Origin of the sequence: Paenibacillus sp. HB172176 (assembly GCF_011947265.1) — a bacterium.
Classification (GTDB): domain Bacteria; phylum Bacillota; class Bacilli; order Paenibacillales; family Paenibacillaceae; genus Pristimantibacillus.
In genome coordinates this window covers 88,625-109,296 of record NZ_JAATHD010000023.1, presented here as the reverse complement: position 1 = coordinate 109,296, position 20,672 = coordinate 88,625, and the positions used below count along the sequence as shown (strand labels likewise).

Genomic DNA, 20,672 nt, shown 5'->3' with positions numbered 1-20,672 from the left:
AGTCTTGACGAATTTGAGAACATGGAAACCACATGCCATGCAATAGCAGTTATTTTCATACATTGGGGTGACGGAGCGGCGTCATGAATGTTTTATCGCCAAATGAATTTACAGTTTAAATGTCTCGGAAACTTATAAATTCTATTGTGGTCAGAAAAAAGAGTCTTATCGTCGGCATAACGCCTTCGATAAGACTCTTTGCAATTAAAATACTTGTACGACCTCTACAACGCCTTCGACTTCTTCCAGCAAAGCGCGCTCGATGCCGGCTTTCAGTGTAATGGTCGAGCTCGGGCAGCTGCCGCAAGCACCCATCAGGCGAAGCTTGACGATTCCGTCCTCGACATCGACTAATTCTACGTCGCCTCCATCGCGTTGCAGGAATGGGCGAAGTTTATCGAGTACGTCGAGCACTTCGTCGTACATGGTTTCTTGAACTTGTTCACTCATTGCAATCAACTCCTTTCTCCCCTATTATAGTACAAAGCGAGCAAATTGAAAATGGATAGTGACGATCTAATGAGAAATATTATCGTTACATTCTAATTTTTATTCTAAAGACAAGTAAGGTGAGTTTCTTATGATAAAACCAATGGTTGAATTTTGCGCCAGCAATATGCATCACGGAACCCAGCGTATCATGGAGCTGTTCCAGGAGGATGACTCCGTTGAAGTAATCGAATACGGCTGTCTCGGCAACTGCGGCGAATGCTATATGCGTCCTTACGCTCTGGTCGACGGCGAGATTGTCGGAGCGGATGATGTGGATGAGCTGTTTCTTGCCGTCCAGGAAGCTCTGAAGCGGCAGAAAGCCGATCGCGAAGCGCTGGACAAGCTTATTGATGATCTGTAAGAGCCGTTCTTTGTAGAATTGAATGCGCTGATGATGCTGTTGACAAGTCTTTGCTGCTGGCAGGTCAGTGGCAGATCTAGTGGCAGGTCTAGATAGGCTGAAGCTTTAGAAATGATGCAAATATACAGGAATTTATCAGAATAGCACTTGATTAGAATATATTGATGCAAATATGCAGGAATTATAAGTAACCAAAAGGATGATGAGCTCTTTTCGAAAAAAATGATGGATTTATGCAGCTTTTTTGTACCTTAAAGAGCGGCAATGTGAAATATAACTCCACCTTGTGCAGCAAGTCGTTACTCCAAGCCAAAGGGCGCTCAACGAACGCCCTTGGCGCGGAACGACGTGCCAAGCAGGCGCTCGTCGAGCGCCTAAGTCGCATGAAGCTCCGCCTAATTAGCCGGAGCAGCGCTGCTCATTTAACTCAAGCAGCGCTTATATAGCTCAAGTAAATCCGCCTATCTAGCCGAAGCACGGCGGCTCATTTAGCTCAAGCAGCTCCTATATAGCCCGAATGTCTCCACCTATCCAGTCAAAGCAGCGCCGCTTACTAGCCCTAGCCCAAGTGACGCTTCGAACGCCACAGCACGCCGCTTTTGACCAGTCTTGGCACACGGCCCATAATGGCCGTTCCTCCCATGATTCCGAAGCCGCTCTTCTTGCCGAGCGAGCCCAGCACGCCCTTCAGCTTGATCTTGCCAAGCTTCGGCGTCTTATCCTGCCAGATCGCATGCAGCACCTCCGCGATTTGCTTGCCTTGCGCGCCTGCAGCCTGTCCGCTTGGAGAGAAGGGGAGGGACGCGCAATCTCCGACCACATATACGTTGGTGTACTCCGGAATCTGATGAAGCTCGTTAATGATCAAACGGCCCTGATTGTCCTTCGGGAGCTCCATGCGCTGCACGAGCTCGACCGGCTGAATGCCTGCCGTCCATAAGGTAACATCGGTATAGATATGCGCCGAAGAGTTCGCGTCATACAGTTGGCCCGGCTCTACCCGATTCAGCGAGACATTGCCCAGCATCTCCACTTGATGCTCCGTGAACCATTCCGTGACGAATTTCTGGAGCTTGCCCGGGAAAGCTGAGAGCACGGAAGGACCCCTGTCGATAATGCGAATATTGAGATCGCCTCTGCTCTCGCGCAGCTCGGAGGCCACCTCGACGCCGCTCAGACCGCCGCCGACGATAGTCACTTGGCCGTAGGGCTTCACATCGTTGAGCAACGCGTAAGTTCTGCGAGCTGCAGAGAAGGTCTGTATGCTCGTCGCGAATTGCTCGGCGCCTTCAATCCCGTGGAATTTGTCCGTGCAGCCAAGTCCAATAACGAGCCAGTCGTACGAGATCGGATCCTGATCCTGAAGCACTACGAGCTGACTCTCCATATCAATATCCGTAATTTCGCCGTAAGCAAGCCTCACCCGAGGATCATCCGGGAATTTCACTCGAAGCTCCAGATCCGAGACCGTGCCTGCAGCCAGCGCGTAATATTCCGTTTTGAGCCCTTGGAAAGGCATTCTGTCGACGAGCACGATGGACACATCCTGCGGCAAATGCTTCTCCAATAATTCATCGACAATCGCAAGGCCGCCGTAGCCGCCGCCAAGTATAACAACTTTTCTCATAGATTCTCCCAGCTCCGCTTTCTTGTTGATAATTGTAGGTTATGCCTGCAACTGCTTCTTTACTCATACACCTTGATTTCATTGTAGAACGTGTCGCGCTCCACCGGAATTCGACCGGCGCCCTTAATCAGCCAGATCAGATCTTCGCGCGTAATGCCCGCGGGAGTAAGCGCGCCTGCCGCATGGCTGATGCGCTCCTTCACGATCGTGCCATGCGCGTCGTCGGCGCCCATCGTCAGAGCGACCTGCGTCAGCTGAACACCAATATTGATGAAATAAGCCTTGATATGTTGGAAATTATCCAGCATCAATCGACTTATGGCAATCGTTTTGAGATCCTCGAACGCCGAATTGCGACGGCGGATGCCTGCATTAGGATTGATGGGCTGCATGGACAGCGGAATGAATACCTGGAAGCCGCCCGTTTCGTCTTGAAGGTCGCGAATTTGCATCATATGGCGAATGCGGTCTTCCTTGGATTCGATCGAGCCGTACAGCATCGTTGTATGTGTGCGAAGACCAAGGTTGTGAGCCGTCCGATGCACATCCAGATACTGGGATACATCGGCTTTGTCCACGCGCATTTTTTTGCGATAATGATCGGACAGAATTTCCGCTCCGCCGCCTGTTAATGATTCCAAGCCGGCTTTCATCAGCTCCTGCAGCACTTCCTTATAGGACAGGCCGCTGATTCTCGCGAAGAAGTCGATCTCGGCAGCGGTGTAAGCCTTCAAAGTGACCTCAGGAAAATTCGTCTTCAGCGTCTGAAGCGAGTCGACATAATATTGGAAGGGAACATGCGGATTATGGCCGCCCACGATATGAAATTCCCTAACCTCGGGCCGGATATGCTCCTTCACATAAGCCACCATCTCGTCGCCGGACAGCGTATACGCTCCCTCTTGACCTTCATCTCTGCGGAAGTTGCAGAACGCGCAATGCGCTTCGCAGACATTCGTGAAATACAGGCTCATATTTTCGATAAAATAGACCTTCTTGCCGTTCTTCTTCAGCGCAACCTCGTTCGCCAGTTGACCAATCGTCAATAAATCATCGGATTCATATAAGTAAACGCCATCCTCGAGCGTCAATCGCTGACCGCCCCGAACCTTCTCGATGATGTCCTGCATTCGCTTCTCTTCTGTCTGTGTAACGACGTTCATGAGAAATGCCTCCTTGGGATAGAATAGTACGTAATAGGCAGGCTTGTGAAAAAAATAACTTGCCAAAACGGAAAAATAAACTGTAACCATTATAAACCTCACACGTAGCAGGGGCAACCATAAAACATTTGAAAGATTTGTAGATAAAAATGAAAGCGCTAAACCGCATCCGCCTCCTTGAGGATATGCGCCATGTGGGTTATACTATTGATAAGTAAGTGATTAACAAGACAGAGAATGTCTTCAGATACGGAGGGATGCAGCATGATCACGATTAGTGAAATGGCTTCAGATAAGATAAGAGAAATGCTCGAGCAAGAGGAATCGCCGGATTTGTTCCTGCGCGTAGGGGTGAAGGAAGGCGGCTGCAGCGGATTCTCCTACGGAATGGGCTTCGACGACGAGGAGAAGGAAGGCGATCAAGCGCTTGAGAGCTCCGGGATCAAGGTTGTCGTGGACAGCGACAGCATCAAATACCTGAACGGCCTCGTCATCGATTTCAAAGAATCGGCCATGGGCGGCGGATTCACGATCGAGAATCCGAACGCGAGCGCGACCTGCGGCTGCGGCAGCTCGTTCCGCACCGCGACGGACGCGGGCAAGCCGGCTGCTGCCGGGGAATGTTAAGAAGGCTGGAAACTTGGCCGAGTCGTTGAATGCCGAGATAAAGCCCCGTATGGTGTGTGGCGAAATGGCCCGCTCCGTACGGGGCTTTTGCCAATTTCGGAGCGTTGCATGAATTTGCGTTATAATCGCTTTAGATGACCAAAAGCTGGTTTCGGCAGCGGGAGAGGAGAGAATGAAAGTGTACCGAGTCTTTGTAGTGGAAGACGATGATAAGATCGCCTCGATTCTGGTTCAGAAGATGGAGCAGTACGGGTATACAGCGAAGCGGGCGACGCAGTTCAGAGAGCTGATAGCGGAATTGGAAGCGTTCGACCCTCAGCTCGTGCTTCTGGATGTCAACCTTCCGTATTTCGACGGTTTCTATTGGTGCAGACAGATTCGGATGCGTTCCTCCATGCCGATCATCTACCTGTCGGCGAGAGCGGGGGAGATGGATCAGGTGATGGCCATCGAGAACGGCGGCGACGATTATTTGACGAAGCCGATTCAATTGGAGCTGTTGATGGCTAAAGTGCGAGGCGCGCTGCGCAGAGCCTATGGCGAGTATGCGGGAGGAGCGGAAGGCGCGATTTCAGGAAAAGCTGAAGAAGGGAATTCCGGAAGCAACAGTGCTGGTGCTGTCGGCGGCTGGGGGCTTAACGACGATAATAGAGATGGAGCGCGACATGCTCGGGAGCTGACTTCTCACACTGTAATCGACGCGAACGGAATTCGCTTGCACATCAGCCGCAACGAGCTGGAGTGGCGCGAAGCGCGGGTTGAGCTGACCAAGAATGAATGCCTGCTTGCGGAATGCTTCATGAGACGACCGGGCCTTGTAGCGCCTCGGGAGCTGCTGCTGGAGGCGTTATGGGACGATGTGCAGTTCGTTGACGACAATACGCTCACGGTGAATGTGACCAGGCTGCGGAAGAAGCTCGATGATCTTGGCTTGCACAAGGCCATTGAGACGATTCGGGGGCAGGGATACAAGTGGATCGCGGGTGACGCGACATGAACGAGGAAGGGGAAATGTCTTCCATACTGCTGTATCTGAGAGATCGCCTTCTCTACCTGGTCTTGATCATTGGCGTAATCGGCATCTGCGTCACGCTTTATTTGCTGGAGAAATCGCGATATCCGGGACTTGTCACAGAGGGCACGATCTGGTATTTTATTGAGCTTTCTCTCCTCGCGACGGCAATATGGCTATGCCTGGATTATATTCGCCAGCGTTCCTACTTCAAACAATTGAAGGAAGCATTGTCGCAGTCCGACGAGTTGAAAGCGGCCGTACTCATCCAATCGGGGGTGACGGCGGAGCAGAAGCAGATGGCGACCCTGCTCCGGGAGCAGCACCGGGCATATCTGAACGAGCTTGGCCGTTACCGCCGCCAGCAGGAGCTGCATAATCATTTTGTCATGCAATGGGTGCATCATATGAAGACGCCGCTATCCATTATGGATTTGCATCTGCAGGATTTGCTGCAAGGGGAGCAGGCAGGCTCGTCACCTTCCATAGACAAGTTGAAGGAGCTTCGGGGAAGCCTGCAGGAGGAGACGGAGAGAATGTCGAGCGGCCTGGACATGATGCTGCAGACGGCAAGGCTAGAGAAGTTCGAGCTGGATGCGCAAATGCGCAGCGTGCCTCTTCATGAGCTGGCGCGCAAGGCGGTTAATGCGCATAAGCGGCTCTGCATTCGCCATTCGATCTTCCCGCGTATTGATGGAGAGGCTTGGGCGGAGACGGATGAGAAGTGGATGAGCTTCGTCTTGAGCCAACTGATCAGCAATGCGGTCAAATACAGCAAGAGCAAGCCGGGAGGCAAGCAGCTGAAGATTCGCATTCATGCCTTGGATAACGGCTCAAGCCGTCTGGAGCTGACAGATGAAGGCATCGGCATTGCGCCGCATGATTTGCCCCGCGTATTCGAGCCGTTCTTCACCGGAGAGAACGGCAGATTAAGCGGGGAATCGACCGGTATGGGCCTCTATTTGGCGAAGCAAGTATGCGCCAAGCTGGGACATGTTCTCACGATCAAGTCGGAGCTCGGGAGCGGAACGACGGCAGAGCTTTATTTTCAAACGAGCGGCATTCATCAGCTTGGAGACTAGAAGGTGACAACATTGTAAGGTTGGCACGCCCGCTTTGAAAGCCAAATCGATGGGTTGCGCGCTCATCGGGGTATATACTGTGGTTATTGAAGCAAGTCTATAACCCAAACCCTTCGAGGAGGAGCAAAGCGAAATGAGTGTATTGAAAGCGCAGGCCTTAAGCAAGGTCTATAGCAGCAAAGGCAATGTATCCTATAAAGCGCTGGAGGATATCGATCTGACCGTTGAAGCGGGGGAGTTCGTCGGCGTCATGGGACCGTCCGGCAGCGGCAAGACTACGTTGCTCAATCTGTTGTCCACCATCGACAAGCCGACCTCCGGCACGATTGAGATTAACGGCGTTAATCCGATTAAACTGACCAACAACAAGCTGGCGTTGTTCCGGCGCAGGGAGCTCGGCTTCGTGTTCCAGGATTTCAACCTGCTTGACACCTTGTCCATCAAGGAAAATATTATTCTGCCGCTCGTCATGGACGGGATGCCGCCGAAGTCGATTGAGCAGAAACTGGCGCCGATCGCGGAGCTGCTGCAGATCGCGGCCATTCTGGACAAGCGAACATATGAGGTGTCCGGCGGACAGAAGCAGAGAGCGGCGATCGCCAGAGCGATTATTCATCAGCCCGCTCTGGTGCTTGCAGACGAATTGACCGGCAATCTCGATTCCAAATCGGCGAAGGATGCGATGGATTCGCTCAAGGAGATGAATGAGCGGTTCAAGGCGACTGTGTTGATGGTGACGCATGATCCCTTCTCGGCAAGCTATTGCGAGAGAATCGTATTCATCAAGGACGGAAGATTCTTCTCGGAGATTCGCAGAGGCTCCAACCGTCAAGCGTTCTTTCAACAAATACTGGATGCGTTAAGCGTGCTGGGAGGTAATTTCGATGACGTTCCGTTCGCTCGCGCTTAGCAATGTAAAGGGGAACTTTCGCGCTTACAGCGCTTTCTTCCTGAGCAGCGTGTTCTCTGTGCTGATTTTCTATATCTACGCAGCCTTCCTGACTCATCCGGATGTGGTGAACGGCACAATCGCGCAAGCCTCGAAGGTTCGTCCCGGCATGCAATATTGCCAATATATCATCATCATCTTCTCGTTCCTGTTCATTCTGTATTCCAGCTCGGCCTTCCTGAAGACGAGAAAGCAGGAATTCGGCTTGTTCACGTTATTCGGCATGACCAGGGCGCAGCTGCGAAAGCTCGTTATTTACGAAAATCTCGTCATCGGCGCGTTGGCCATTATCGTCGGCATTCTTCTCGGCATCGTGTTCAGCAAGTTGTTCTTCATGGCGCTTGCCTCCTTGCTCGATATGAAGGATACGATCTCCTTCGCGGTGCCCCTCAAAGCGTTATGGCTTACGGCAGGCAGCTTCTTCGGCTTGTTCCTTGTCATCTCGGTGTGGACGGCCGTTTGGATGAGAAAGCTGGAGATCATCGATTTGTTGAAGGCGGCGAGAAAGCCGAAGGGCAGGCTGGTCTATTCGCCTTGGCTGGTTGCGATTGCCTTGATCTGTCTTGGATCTGGCTACATCATGGCGCTGGAGATGGAAAACAATACATTTATATACCTTGCTTTGCCTGTCCTGATTACCGTCATCATCGGCACCTATTTTCTGTTCTCCCAGCTCAGCGTCTTGCTGCTGCGCGTGCTTCAGAAACGCAGAAGCATCTATTACAACCGCACGAACATGCTCATTTTGTCCCAGCTTGGCTATAAGATTCGCGATAATTCACGCATTCTGTTCGTGGTGACTCTGCTCAGCGCTGTTATCATGACCGCGCTCGGCACCGTCTATATGATGCAGATTCAGACGAAGAAGGATATGCTGAATTCGTCGACCTATTCGATGGCTTATATCGAGCAAGGCCTTGATTCGCATGCGATTATTGATCCACAGGAGCTAAATCGAATTGTTAGCGAAGACGGCTTCAGCTTCAAGCGCGAGGATAAGGTTGTGGGTCTGCCTGTATATCCTTACAGGGTGGAGGTAGAGGATGAAGGCAAGACGCGTACTTTCACCGACAGTACCTTCCGAGGATATGAAGATTCGAAAGAAACGCGTACAACGTCTGCAATGGTCATCGCCGAATCGGATTATAATCGACTTGCCAAGGAGCAGAGCAAAAAGCCGATTACCGTGGACAGCGGCGAGGTCGTAGCCATTACGAACAGCTACGAAATGAACGATTATGGCAGCGGCAAGATGTCGGGCAAGATTAATGGCAAGGAGATTTCTTACGATGTGGTGAAGGCCACGCATGAGAATGTGCTTAATAATTGGACATGGATGATATCGAATGCTCTCACGATCGTGATGGATGACAGGGACTACAAGTCGGAACTGGCCAAAGTGCCCGCCGAGCAGCAGCTTGTCTTCTACGGCTATGAGTTGAACAATTGGGAGAAGGCTGGCGCGACGGCTGCGAAGATCAAAGCGCTTGCGAACGGCGAGGATGATCCTTACAACAAGGATTTCTCGAGATCGATCCGCTTCAGCGAGATGAATGAAACGATTGCGCTGACGGTCTTCATCGGCCTGTTCATCAGCCTTCTGTTCTTCATTGCGGCCGGCAGCATGATCTACTTCAAGCTCTTCACGGAGATTAGCGAGGATCAGGCGCAATTCAGAAGCCTTTCGCGCATCGGCATGACAAAGAAGGAGATGCGGCGCACCGCTGTCAGTCAGATTGCCATCATCTTCTTTATCCCTTGCATTGCAGGCATGTGTCACGCTTTGTTTGCCATGGCAGCTCTGGACAATCTGATGGGGACCTCGAATTGGTTCTACTCCTTCGTGGTCTTCGGCATCTATGTCGCCATGCAGTGCATCTATTTCCTGGTGGCCAGCAACAGTTACATGAAGAGCATGCTGCGCGGCGCGGCTTCGCCGTCATAACTGCATATGCCTAACGGAATCTGCCCGGTAGTCGCTTGCGCGATAGCCGGGCTTCGACGCGCAGGAATAGGCGACACCGCCGGTCAGATCCAGCAAGGTCAATCGGCAGCCGTGCTTGGCGCCGGTATCGATGGAGACAAGACGCGAATGCTTCCATATCGTCCCGGGAGGGGCTCCAAGCTTGAAGCTTGGCGTATGTCCGAAGATGACGCGCATATCGCCGTACGGCGTGCGCCTCGACGGCTCAAGCTGCAAGTCTTCCTCCAGATCGGGCAGCGTCTGCGAATAGAAGCTCTCTCGGATTTCCGTCAAATCGCGCAGCGATTGGTTCTTGAGCGGCACGCCGGGACGAATGCCGGCATGGACGAACAAGTAGCTGCCGTTAATATAATACGGCGGCAATTTGTTGATCCATCTTATATAACGCCGAAGTCTTTCGCCGCGAGCGCCGCGCTTCCTCAACATTCCGACCAGCTTCAATTCATGATTGCCCGGAAGCGCCAAAGCTCCGTTTCGGACAAGCTTCATAATGGTATCCAGGATGCCCCATGTCGCGGGCTTATCCGCTTCGATATAATCTCCGAGCAGCACCAGCTGATCGCTGGCCGGATTGTAGCCCGCCATCCGAAGAAGCGAGAGCAAGCCTTCTTTGTAGCCATGAATGTCCGAAATGACAAGCATTCTTTTTTGTTTCCCTGTGACTGTATGGTTAGTCAACACGATCGACTACCTTTCTTCCTCGTCTCTATACAGATAGGCCGCGTCGGATGAGAACGAGATGGTGACGGTGTCGCCTGCCGAGAGAGGGTTCTCATGTACAATATATAGCAGTTGACCGCATTCGGTCTCGGCTCTTGCACGCCAGCTAATGCCCTCAAATACGCATTGCACGATTTTCACGCGCAGGGCGTTCCCCGCATGCAGGGCATCCTCGCCTTCCAAGACCGATACTTGCTGGGGTCTGAACATCAGGATAGCCGGCGTGCTGTCCGCCCAGCCGCCGCTTGTCTCATGCGGCGGCGTCAAGCCGCTGACGAGCGATTGTCCGATAGCAATCGTGCCTTGCTCCCGGCCGCTGCCATCTCCGCTGACGCCGTAGCCCCTGCTCACGAACCGGCCCTTCAGCACGTTGATCGCGCCCAGCAGCGACGCGGACCATCTGCTTGCAGGCCGGGAGAATACTTCCTGCGGCGTTCCTAGTTGATCAGCTTCGCCAGAGCGCATAATGAATATTCGATCCGCCATCGCGAAGGCTTCGTCGGGATCATGCGTAACATGGAATACGCTGGTGCCCAGCTTGCGGAACAGATAAGCCATCTCGGTTCTCATCTCGATGCGAAGCCTCATGTCCAGATTAGAGAGCGGCTCGTCAAGCAGCATGAGCCTCGGTCGCGAAGCAAGCGCGCGGGCGATGGAGACGCGCTGCTGCTGGCCGCCTGAGAGCTGCGGCGGCAGACGTTTCTCGAGTCCTTGAAGATGGAGCAGCTCGAGCAGCTCGCTTATCCTCTCCTCTATTTCCTCGCGGCGCAGCTTCGCCCGCTTCAATCCGTATTCAATATTGCTCCTGACATTCATATGAGGCCACAGCGCATAATCTTGAAAAACCATATTGACGCCGCGCTTCTCGGGTGGAAGCATCGACTTCCTGGAGGCGATCAGTTCGCTTCCGATATGAATGGTTCCGCCGTCAGGCTGGGTCAAACCGGCAATCAGCTGCAGAAGCGTGGATTTGCCGCAGCCGGAAGGACCGAGCACGGAGATGATCTCCCCGGGCTTCATCGTCAGATCAATGCCTCTTAACGCCTGGAAGGAACCGAAGCTCTTCGTAAGTCCCTTGATGGTCAGCAGGGGAGAGGCGGAGGTTGACAGGTCGGAGCCCTTGAGCTCTGACTGGACGAATAGGTTGTTTGCTCCCTCTGCAGCCATGTCATTGGCTATTGAAGAGAAGGGGGCTTGAGTTAATTCAGCAGATCTGTTCATTTAAGCGACCTCCTTGCGTCTTAGCAGCAGCTCGACTGCCAGAATGATGAGGATGACGATGCCGGAGCTTGCTATCGTTGCTGCGGACGCGTATCCGAAATCGAGATTTTCGAACGCTTTGTTAATCGTTACGGGCAGCGTCAGGAATTTGGGCGGGAACAGAATCGAGTTCACCGCCAGATCGAAGATACCGGAGCCAAACGCAGCAAGTCCGGCCGATAATAAGGCTCCGCGAATAAGCGGAATCAGAATGAACCGGATTCGGCCGATGAAGCTGTCCCCTTGAAGCTGGGCGGCGGTCAGCAACTGCACGGGCACCTTGGCCATGGCGCCGACCATTAAACGGGTTATGACCGGAACCGCGCCCGCTATTGCCGCTAGAACGAGAATCCACGGCGTCCCGTATAGCAACAGGCCGATGGATTCGAGCCATTTCTGATTCCACACGAAGATATATCCGATTCCGAGCACGACGCCGGGTACCGCCAAGGTCAATATGGAGCTTACCTCGATCAAGCGCTTGAATTTGAACTTGGAATACGTTAGCACATAGGCCACGCCAAGTCCGACAAGCAAGCCGAGAAGGGCAGCCGAAACGGCAATAATCAAGGAATGTCCGAAGCCGGTCAATAGTTGGCTGGAGCTTGAGAAGAGCTCGCGATAATGCTCGAGGGTTAGATTGGCGAGCGCATAGCCCCCGCCCTGCGTCCCCAGCAAGGAGATGATAATATTCGCCCCGACCGGTATGCCGATAATGATGAGCAGGAAGAGAATATTAAGCAGCCCCAGCAAAAACGCGAATCGGCCGTCAGCACTTGGTTTCGAGCGAACGGCGCCTCCAGAGAGGAAGTCGAAGCGCGATCTTCGCAGCATATAGAATTGCAGCATCATGGCAAGTCCGATCAGCACCACGAGATAGAAGGACAGCACGCCCGCCATGTCGAAGCGAATCGGTGAGGTGTAGATCGCCGAATAGATCGAATAGGGAAGCGTCGGAAATTTGTACACGGCCGCTATCGATGCGGGCAGACCGAAATCCCCGATCGTATCCATGAATACAAGCGATGCGCCCGCGAGCACAGCCGGCAGCAGCAGCGGCGCCTGAATCGTGCGCCATACCGTCATCGCCGATGCTCCGCAAAGCCTTGCGGCATGCGACAGTCCATCGACCTTCCATTCCATCGCGGCGTATACGCTAAGATAAGCGAACGGAAACTTGCTTAGCGTCATCACGAAGATAAGACCGGCCGGTTGAAAGATCGCCCCTCTCACCCAGGACCAGCCCAGCAATTCCGACGCAATGCCGCCGCCGGCGGCGAACAGCACCCAGCCCTGCGCCAGAATGAAGGAGGGCGTAATAATGAGCAGCCATACCGCTCCGTCGAGCAGCTTGGCCGTCGGGAAGGACCATGAGGAACGAATGACGGCAAGCGCTGTTCCTAGCGTTGTCGCAAGCAGTGTTGTTCCAAGCCCCAGCAGCAAGGAATTCTCCAATGATTTCTGCCATAGCGGACGATTGAATATTTCCAGCAGCAGCGACCAATCGCCAAGCTTCCAAACACCGGAGAAAACCCCGGGCAGCAGGACTTGGATCAAGACCGCTGCCAAGGGATAGAGAACGAGAAGGAACAGGATGATGGTTATGCCCCATCCGAGTCGATCTCTGCTATTCAATAATCGCATCATTTAATTCACGGATTGATCGGCGAACCATTGCTTGATTGCCGCTTCCTTCTCGGATGCCCAGGAAGCGTCGGCTGCCACCAGCTTCGCGTTAGTCGCACGGTCTTGCTTCGGGTTTACGCCATTTACGGACGGCTCGAAGTAGCTTTCCTCGCCTTGATCGATCAAGGCTTGCTGCGTTTTCGGATCAAGCAGGAATTCGATGAACGCCTTTGCCGCGTTCGGATTTTTGGTTTCCTTCTGAATAGCGGCTACGCGAACGGAAGCAGGGGCGCCTTCTTCCGGCCATATAATCTCAATCGGCTCTTTGTTGTTCTTCATAACATAAGCGTTGCTCTCTTGCAAAGCGGCGATTGTAATCTCGCCGGAGGTTAGCGACTTCACGACATTCGGATTTTTCGGATAGACCTTGAGACCGTTCTTCATCAGATCGGAATAGAAGGCTTTCGCCGGCTCCATGCCCATGTCATTAAAAAACCAGGAAACGAATGGATAAGCCGGCGCAGCAACGGCAGGGTCCGCCATGCCGATCATATCCTTATACTTCGCGTCCGCGAACTCGGCCCAGGTTTTCGGCGCGTCGGCTGCGGCTACCTTGTCCGTGTTGTAGACGATTACGCCTGCGGCATGCGCGCCGGTAGGCACGTACCAGTTCTTCTCCGGAACGAAGCTCTTCGCGAAGTCGGTCAGATTGGCAAGATTGTCGGGAGCCCAGCCTTCCATCAGCTGTCCCGACTCGCCAAGTCCGTATATGGAAGGCATGGCGTCCATCCAGATCACATCCCAGTGAGGATTGCCTTTCTCCGCTTCAACACGGGACATGATCTCGGCGCCGTTGCCCGCGACCAGATCCACCTTGTAGCCGGTAGCGGCTTCAAACAGAGGAGCGATGATCTCGTCGAAATCATTCAAGTATACGGTCAACGTTCCTTCGTCTTCAATTTTCGGCTCATCGGAAGGAAGGGATGTTTCTGCTGCCGCGGTCTGCTGCGCAGCGGGCGCCGCTGCTTCCTTGGTATTCATGTTTGTTTCATTGCTGGTATTGCTGTTTCCGCAAGCCGACACGACGAGCATGATAGAGGCAATGAATAATAACCCCGATAATCTGGCTTTCTTTCTGTTCATGATTTTTTTCCCTCCAAGGTCTAATTATCTTGCTTGCTCTTAATGTAACAAGCAATTGTAAGAGGAACGTTAAGCACATGTCTTGTTATTATTAAATTAATCTATGATTATTGATATATACTTAGATATTATCTATATTTAGAGCAATAAACATGAGAGGCAGGAATTTTCATGAACATTCAACAATTGAAGGTCTTTATTGAAATGTGCAGTGGAAGAACGCTTGCGGAAGCGGCGGAGCGGCTTGGACTCAAGCAGCCGACGGCCAGCTTTCATCTGCGAAAGCTGGAGGAAGAGCTCGGCATGGAGTTGTTCCGAAAGCAATCCCGAAGCTTGCAGCCCAATGACGCTTCGGCGGAATTACTGCCTTACGCCAGAAGGATCGTGTTCCTGATGGAGGAAGCGAGGGATACGATGAAGGCGCTTCAAAGCGAAGAATACGGAAGGCTGCGATTAGGCTCCAGCTACACGCCAGCGACTTATGTGATGCCCCCTTATTTCGCCGCTTATAGGGAGCGTTATCCCAAGGTCAGCTTCACGCTAGTGGTGAAGCAGGCAGAGACGGCTCTAGGCATGCTGCGCAATTACGAGATCGATGCGGCGATCGTTTCGCTCGGCTCGATGGAAGCCGAGGGCCTTATTATTCATCCGCTTCTGCCCGATGAGCTGAAGCTGCTTCTGTCGCCCCGGCATCCTCTCGCGCAGAAAACAGATATCACGCTGGAGGATATGGAAGAGGAGACCTTTCTTCTGCATGAGCTTGGATCAACCTCCAGAACATTATCCGATGATTGGGCGGCGAAGGTCGGTCTGACATGGAACAGAGTGATGGAGCTTGGCGCTATAGAGACGATTAAGGAAGCGATCAAATGCAATATGGGGATTGGCATTCTGCCGTATCGGAGCGTTCGCCGCGAGATTGAAACCGGTGAGCTGTCCATGAAGGAGCTGCATCTTTATGAGAATCGAAGATATATCTGCCTGGCTTACCGCGACGAAGAGCAGCTTTCTCCGCAGGTGAGAGCTTTTATCACGTTTCTAAATCATGCCATGCAGGGGCAGCCTAATTCAATGGTATAGTCGATTCCCACGGGGGCATACTTGAACCAATGCCATTATTTTCATCAGCAGGTCCGCAAGTCGGCGGCGAGTCGTCAAGATTGAAGAAAGGGGGCAGAGGAAGATGCGTCCCGTATCCCATAACCTGGACGAGAATTTCGAATATTTGAAAAAAACCTTCAATCATTGCTCGGACATTATCTTCAAGCATTGGCAGTATGGCCCTGATATGCGCTATCGAGCGCTGTCCGTCTATTATTGCACGATGGTGCAAGAGGATAAAGTGAATTATATGAAAATGTCGCTCCAGGATTTGTCCGACCAGGTAATCGGGCCGGGACTTACCGTATCCTTGGACGAGGTGATTTATTTCTTCGGCCATCATGGGGCGTCCGCGAAGAAGGCGGAGCTCGTTGACGATATCGATATCGCGATCGAGCAGATTTCCGAAGGACGAATGCTGATCTTCTTCGACGGTTGGAACCAATCGCTTAATTACAAAGCGATTTCGGTCGAGAGCAGGCAAGTAACCGAGGCGGAGAACGAAGCGGTTGTGCAAGGTCCCCGCGAGGGCACGGTCGAGAATTTGGAGAAAAATCTGGGTTTGCTTCGCATGAGATTGAAAACGCACAAGTTCAAAGTCGAGCTTCGTACTGGCGGAGGACAGACGAACACGACGGTTGCGTACGGTTATCTGGAAGGCACCGTTGACGGTGAGCTGCTGGCCGAATTCGAACGAAGAATCGAAGGAATCAAAGATGTGGAAATATTGGAAACCTCCTATATTGAACAATTGATTGAGGATTCAACCTATTCGCCGTTCCCGCAGCATCGCTATACGGAGAGAACCGATATGGCCGTCGCAGGCTTGCTGGACGGCAAAATCGTGGTTCTCGTGCAAGGAACGGGCGGCATGCTGCTTTGTCCCGGATGCTTCACGGAATTTTTCCAATCAAGCGAGGATTATTATCAGCGCACGGTTATTGCTACCCTGATTCGCTGGCTGCGAATTATCGCTTTTATTATCGCATTGTCGCTTCCGAGCATCTACATTGCTTTATCCACCTTTCATCCGGAGCTCATCCCGACGGTGCTGTTGCTTGCTATTCTCAACGCCAGGGAGGGCATCCCTCTTCCAGCCTTCTTCGAGGCTCTGCTCATGGAATTTTTCTTCGAGTTGATGCGGGAGGCCGGGGTCAGATTGCCGCGTCCGATCGGATCGGCGGTAAGTATCGTGGGGGCGCTCGTCATCGGCGACGCCGCAATAAGCGCGGGCATCGCTTCGCCGATCATGGTCATTATCGTCGCCTTGACCGGCATCGCTTCCTTCTCGATTCCGCAATACGGGATAGCCGTGGCGCTCCGCATTCTGCGCTTCCCGTTAATGATCAGCGCCGCTCTGCTTGGCGGCTTCGGGATGATGATTTGCTATTTGTTCATCCTGCTGCATCTCTGCAAGCTTCGATCGCTTGGACAACCGTATCTTGCTCCGCTTGCACCGTTCCGGATCGGCACATTAAAGGATGTTATCATTCGGGCGCCGCTGAAGTTTTTGTTGAAGCATAAGCGGAATTTGCGAAACGGCGGGCCTTCGCGTCAACAATAAAAGGACAATTCCACATCAAGAGAGAATGAGGCGGATGAGACATGTCGCAACAACAATCATAATCACGATGGTATGCAGTCTGTTGCTGACAGGCTGCTGGAGCAAATACGAGCTTACCGAGCTTGGTTTTGTGATGGGGGTTGCTCTGGACGAGGGGGAGAACGGCCACATTAAGATGCTGACGCAAATCTACCGCCCCTCCTCTGCGGAAAGCAAGAATGCCGCCACGACCAGAGCGTCCAGCGTTAATATCAAAACCGAGGATACATCCATTATGGAAGCGATTCGCGATATTCCGATTCATTTGGGCCGAAAAGCGCAGTGGAGCCATATGCGCGTCATAATTGTTGGAGAGAAGCTGGCAAAGAAGACGGATATAGCCAGGCTATTGGATTTGTTCTATAGGGATCATGAACCGCGTGGCAGCATCAAGCTTCTGATTTCAAAAGGAGAGGCGGCTACCTTCTTCGAGAGCAATCCAATGATCGAGCAGACCATTTCTCAGCAATTCCTCAGGTCGGAGGAGTCCGCGTCCATAAATTCGGAGAAGACAGTGAATTCCAATTTACTTGATCTCATGCGGCAGTTGAAGAGCGTTCAAAATAAAGCGATCGTCGCCTATATATACAAAGATAAGCAAATGAAGGACCTGTTCTCGACTGCCGGATTGGCGCTTCTGAATAATGGGATGATGAAGGCGGTTATGCCTTCGAGCAAAGTGGAGGGCTTCAAGCTTCTTCGCAACAAATACAACTCCGGCGTAATCGAGATGAAATGCCCCGGTGAGAAGGAGCTGAAGGAATCCGTTGAAGTGCTGAATGTCGATGTTGCATTGAAGCCGCGTCTCTCTCAAGATACGCTTGTCGTCAATGTGTCTGTCAAAGGAGATTTGGCAATCGGCGAGCTTACCTGCTCGACTATTGAAAGCATGAAAGAGGAGAAGGCGTTTCTCGATCGTGTCAGCAAAGCAATACAAGTGCAGATGGAAGATACGCTTGCCTTTCTTCAGAAAAACAAAATGGATGTGATCGGTGTGGGAAACCATATTTACCGCAATAACCCGAAAGCCTGGCAGGGTGTCGAGAAAGACTGGGATCAAATATTTGCGGATGCCGAGTTTCAAATTCGAATCAAGCTGAGACTGGTGACCGGGGGAGCCTATCGCGCCAAGCCGGCATAGCGGCTGGAAATCGGCAGGACGGAGGGGAACGAGGGATGCTGAATCGAATACTGATCGTCTTCGCGGCAATGGCGGGAGTCATTGTGTACGACGCGATTACGCTGCGCGGCAAAATAAGTCGCAAGGAGAAGACGGCTTATGTCATTATTATGGTCGTCGCGCTTTATCTGGGCGTGGATTATGTGGTGGACAAGGACTGGTATGATGGATACGACTTGGTGGAAGCGGTGTTCGGAGGAGCCGCCAAAGGGATAGACGACATGCTGAAAGTGGAATGGTAAGTCGCGAGCAATCGAGGGCGGAGGGATCGGTATAGAAATCCAGACGATCAGCTATAGACAAATTGGCGTTTTGTTATTCGTATTTATGACCGGTTCCTCCACCATCAATATTCCGGGCACTCTCATCGGAAAAGCGGGCAACGGCGCATGGCTTTCCTTGCTGTTATCCGGTTTCGGCGGATTATGCATGCTTCTCATGCTGCTGTTTCTCAACCGTCGATTTCCTGATTTATCTTATGTGGACTATAGTAGGGAAATAATTGGAAACTTTCTGACCGTTCTGTTCGGACTTCTGTCGATTACCTTCATCCTGCAGATGGAATCGGCTATCGTCGTTGATATCGGATTGTTCATGGTGAGCTCCATGTTGAGGGAAACCCCGATGTACGCGTTCACCTTTTTGATATTCCTGATTGCCGGATTAACCGCAAGAGCCGGGATCGAGATAATGGCCAGGATGTTCACCTTGCTTATGCTGCTAAGCACGTTATCCGTATTTATCGTTCTTGCCATGGGTTTGCCGGACTATCATGCCAATTTTCTGCTCCCGATTCTGCCCAAGGGCTTTAAGCCCGTCATTCACGGCGCTGTATTCACATTCGGCTTTCCCTTCGTGGAAATTTTCCTGTTCGGGATGCTGCTGCAGTACGTGAATGTCGGGGAACGCAAGCTTATTCCGAAGTCGATGATTATTGCCTTGGCGGCAAGCTTGTTGACGCTCTTGCTCTCCACAATCAGCGGCATTCTCGTATTCGGGGATTACGCTGCGGACAAGCCCTATTCGCTCTTTGCGGTTGCACGCATCGTTGAATTTCAGGAAATCATTCAGAGAATTGAGTCGATCATCGGAATCTCATTAATATTGGGCTCGTTCATGAAAGCAACGATTACAATCTATGTGTTCAGCATGTTCGCCGGTCGATTGTTTCGCTTGAAGGATTGCTCCGTACTTGTCATGCCCCTCGCATTAATCGGTTTTCTGATGGGACTGGTCACCTTCGACAGTATATCCCAATGGGGAAATATGGTGACGGTTGTGCATCCCGTATGGACGGCTGCGGTGTTCTCCTTTCCGCTTCTGTTAGTCACGCTTTCGGCCATCCTGCGCGGCAAGCGGCAGATTCCATGATAGAGGCTGGCTTTTCGCTCAGCCTCTTACCTCGATATGAATAACCTCGGAGCGGCTGCCGATTCGAATCGGAGGACCCCAGAAGCCGAATCCGGAAGATACGATGGCATGCAATTGCCCGAATTTCCGATAGCCGAAATCGAGCGGGAAGACGCGTCTCGTTATGAGATGATTGGGCATCATCTGTCCGCGATGGGTATGTCCGGACAGAGATAGATCGATGCCGTTCTCGGATGCCGCGATCAGATCGGAAGGCTGATGATCCAGCATAATAAGCGGCATGCTTCTATCCAGCGGTTCAATCAGCTCCGCTATCGACTTTCTCCCCGTGGAGCGGCGGCCTTCCGCGGCTTTATCCTTCCTGCCAATCACGATGAATCGATTATCGATCTCCACCGACTCATCCATCAGCACCTTGATGCCGATACGCGAGAGCTCTTCGACGAACTCGGGCACCTTGCCCCCGATATATTCATGATTGCCCGTAACCGCGTATACTCCGAGTGGGGCGGACAGCTTGCCGAGCTCCTCGGCCATGTTCTTGTGAAGGAAGGGTGCGAGATCGTCATCGAGAATATCGCCGGGGAGAAGGATAATATCGGGCTTTATCTGGTTCACCCGATCAACAAGCCGCCGCAGATGGCGCTTGCCGACGACGGTACCGAGATGAATATCCGAAGCCATTGCGATTCGGAGCGGCTTGAACGGCTTGCCTTCGAGCGAAGGCTTGTCGAGCTTAACGTCGAAGCGGCGAATAATCGGACTCCATGCGTTTCTTGATCCAAGCGCCAACAGGCAGAGCATTGCGATCGCGGCGAGCGTGCCGGGAATCAGGACGGCCGACTCCTTACCAACGCCGGACCCGTACAGAATAAGCCCGGCGAGATCGGCGACGGGAAGAATGAGAAGGCCGTATTCGAGCGCGGCGAACCAATAGGCTCCGATGAATTTGACGGGTTCGGCAAGCGGTCTCGCAGCCGTGGATTGTCCCAGTCGACCGAGCAAATAAGCGAAGACAAGAAACGCAAATATAACGGTATACGCGGCAGGGTTCGTCCAATTCGAGGCCGTGGAGAGCAGGAGCCAGCCATTCCAGCCGATATAGGCGCTGATTGCGCTGTACAAGAGCAGAATGCCGGCAATAACGGGAAGATGTCGCAGCTTCATAATAGGTATCAAATTCTCCTTTTGCTTTTATGCAAATCTATTAGTTTCAGCATAGCATATCGCGAATCTGGTAGCCAACTCAGACCGTTGCTAAGCGCAGGAATGGTCGAAAGCGGAATCTTCGATTGTATTCGCGCCCATGTCCCGCTCGTTGCGCGCCTCGTGAACATATGGTATCTTGTCACCATAACAGGAAACGGGAAT

The 20,672-nt window shown here is 52.4% G+C and carries 19 protein-coding genes; 11 read left to right on the top strand and 8 right to left on the bottom strand.

All coding sequences use genetic code 11. The annotated features are described in order from the left end of the window. Nucleotides 1–204 precede the first annotated feature (204 nt). A complete protein-coding gene (locus HFP08_RS23210; protein WP_168123009.1) occupies nt 205–450 on the bottom strand; it encodes a NifU family protein in 246 nt (81 codons plus the stop codon). A gap of 130 nt (nt 451–580) precedes the next feature. On the opposite strand from HFP08_RS23210, the gene HFP08_RS23205 reads away from it, so the two are divergent. Further along, nucleotides 581–853 (top strand): YuzB family protein, encoded by a 273-nt coding sequence (locus HFP08_RS23205; protein ID WP_346768758.1) that lies wholly within the window; start codon nt 581–583, stop codon nt 851–853. 559 nt (nt 854–1,412) lie between these two features. On the opposite strand, the gene HFP08_RS23200 is transcribed toward HFP08_RS23205, so the two are convergent. After that, complete coding sequence (locus tag HFP08_RS23200; RefSeq protein WP_168123008.1) at nt 1,413–2,480, bottom strand: NAD(P)/FAD-dependent oxidoreductase; 1,068 nt, start codon at nt 2,478–2,480, stop codon at nt 1,413–1,415. A 59-nt stretch (nt 2,481–2,539) separates the two neighbouring features. Further along, a complete protein-coding gene (gene mqnE, locus HFP08_RS23195; RefSeq protein WP_168123007.1) occupies nt 2,540–3,643 on the bottom strand; it encodes an aminofutalosine synthase MqnE in 1,104 nt (367 codons plus the stop codon). A 264-nt stretch (nt 3,644–3,907) separates the two neighbouring features. Between mqnE and erpA the strand changes: the two genes are divergently transcribed. From erpA to HFP08_RS23170, 5 genes are all read left to right on the top strand, one after another. Next, nucleotides 3,908–4,270: an iron-sulfur cluster insertion protein ErpA gene (erpA, locus tag HFP08_RS23190; RefSeq protein WP_168123006.1), complete on the top strand. Its 363-nt coding sequence runs from the start codon at nt 3,908–3,910 to the stop codon at nt 4,268–4,270. 178 nt (nt 4,271–4,448) lie between these two features. Next, a complete protein-coding gene (locus tag HFP08_RS23185; RefSeq protein WP_240941772.1) occupies nt 4,449–5,267 on the top strand; it encodes a response regulator transcription factor in 819 nt (272 codons plus the stop codon). 14 nt (nt 5,268–5,281) lie between these two features. Next, nucleotides 5,282–6,364 carry a sensor histidine kinase gene (locus HFP08_RS23180; RefSeq protein WP_168123004.1) on the top strand — a complete coding sequence of 361 codons (1,083 nt, stop codon included), beginning with the start codon at nt 5,282–5,284 and terminating at the stop codon, nt 6,362–6,364. A gap of 133 nt (nt 6,365–6,497) precedes the next feature. Beyond that, entirely contained in the window at nt 6,498–7,274 is a 777-nt protein-coding gene (locus HFP08_RS23175; RefSeq protein WP_168123003.1) for an ABC transporter ATP-binding protein, read from the top strand. Beyond that, on the top strand, nt 7,249–9,258 hold the full coding sequence (locus HFP08_RS23170) for an ABC transporter permease (protein WP_168123002.1): 2,010 nt from the start codon (nt 7,249–7,251) through the stop codon (nt 9,256–9,258). Before HFP08_RS23175 ends, HFP08_RS23170 begins: the two co-directional genes overlap by 26 nt. Here HFP08_RS23170 and HFP08_RS23165 read toward each other — a convergent pair. Genes HFP08_RS23165 through HFP08_RS23150 form a run of 4 tightly spaced genes read right to left on the bottom strand, consistent with a single transcriptional unit; the run spans nt 9,253 to nt 14,046 of the window. Further along, a complete protein-coding gene (locus HFP08_RS23165; protein WP_168123001.1) occupies nt 9,253–9,939 on the bottom strand; it encodes a metallophosphoesterase in 687 nt (228 codons plus the stop codon). The two genes, HFP08_RS23170 and HFP08_RS23165, sit on opposite strands and share 6 nt — an antisense overlap. 45 nt (nt 9,940–9,984) lie before the next feature. After that, nucleotides 9,985–11,238 (bottom strand): ABC transporter ATP-binding protein, encoded by a 1,254-nt coding sequence (locus tag HFP08_RS23160; protein WP_240941765.1) that lies wholly within the window; start codon nt 11,236–11,238, stop codon nt 9,985–9,987. Then, entirely contained in the window at nt 11,239–12,921 is a 1,683-nt protein-coding gene (locus HFP08_RS23155) for an ABC transporter permease (RefSeq protein ID WP_240941770.1), read from the bottom strand. Nucleotides 12,922–12,924: 3 nt separating this feature from the next. Then, on the bottom strand, nt 12,925–14,046 hold the full coding sequence (locus tag HFP08_RS23150) for an extracellular solute-binding protein (protein ID WP_168122999.1): 1,122 nt from the start codon (nt 14,044–14,046) through the stop codon (nt 12,925–12,927). A gap of 171 nt (nt 14,047–14,217) precedes the next feature. Here HFP08_RS23150 and HFP08_RS23145 point away from each other — a divergent pair, with 171 nt between their 5' ends. The 5 genes from HFP08_RS23145 (at nt 14,218) to HFP08_RS23125 (ending at nt 19,301) form a co-directional block, all read left to right on the top strand. After that, entirely contained in the window at nt 14,218–15,126 is a 909-nt protein-coding gene (locus HFP08_RS23145; protein ID WP_168122998.1) for a LysR family transcriptional regulator, read from the top strand. A gap of 103 nt (nt 15,127–15,229) precedes the next feature. Beyond that, on the top strand, nt 15,230–16,711 hold the full coding sequence (locus HFP08_RS23140) for a spore germination protein (RefSeq protein WP_168122997.1): 1,482 nt from the start codon (nt 15,230–15,232) through the stop codon (nt 16,709–16,711). A gap of 34 nt (nt 16,712–16,745) precedes the next feature. Next, nucleotides 16,746–17,891 carry a Ger(x)C family spore germination protein gene (locus HFP08_RS23135; RefSeq protein ID WP_168122996.1) on the top strand — a complete coding sequence of 382 codons (1,146 nt, stop codon included), beginning with the start codon at nt 16,746–16,748 and terminating at the stop codon, nt 17,889–17,891. 35 nt (nt 17,892–17,926) lie between these two features. Further along, nucleotides 17,927–18,172: a hypothetical protein gene (locus HFP08_RS23130; protein ID WP_168122995.1), complete on the top strand. Its 246-nt coding sequence runs from the start codon at nt 17,927–17,929 to the stop codon at nt 18,170–18,172. A gap of 10 nt (nt 18,173–18,182) precedes the next feature. Further along, nucleotides 18,183–19,301, top strand: a complete 1,119-nt coding sequence (locus tag HFP08_RS23125; protein WP_346768759.1) for a GerAB/ArcD/ProY family transporter — start codon at nt 18,183–18,185, stop codon at nt 19,299–19,301. Nucleotides 19,302–19,319: 18 nt separating this feature from the next. Here HFP08_RS23125 and HFP08_RS23120 read toward each other — a convergent pair whose 3' ends face one another. Continuing rightward, entirely contained in the window at nt 19,320–20,468 is a 1,149-nt protein-coding gene (locus tag HFP08_RS23120; RefSeq protein WP_168122993.1) for a metallophosphoesterase, read from the bottom strand. Between the last annotated feature and the right edge of the window lie 204 nt (nt 20,469–20,672).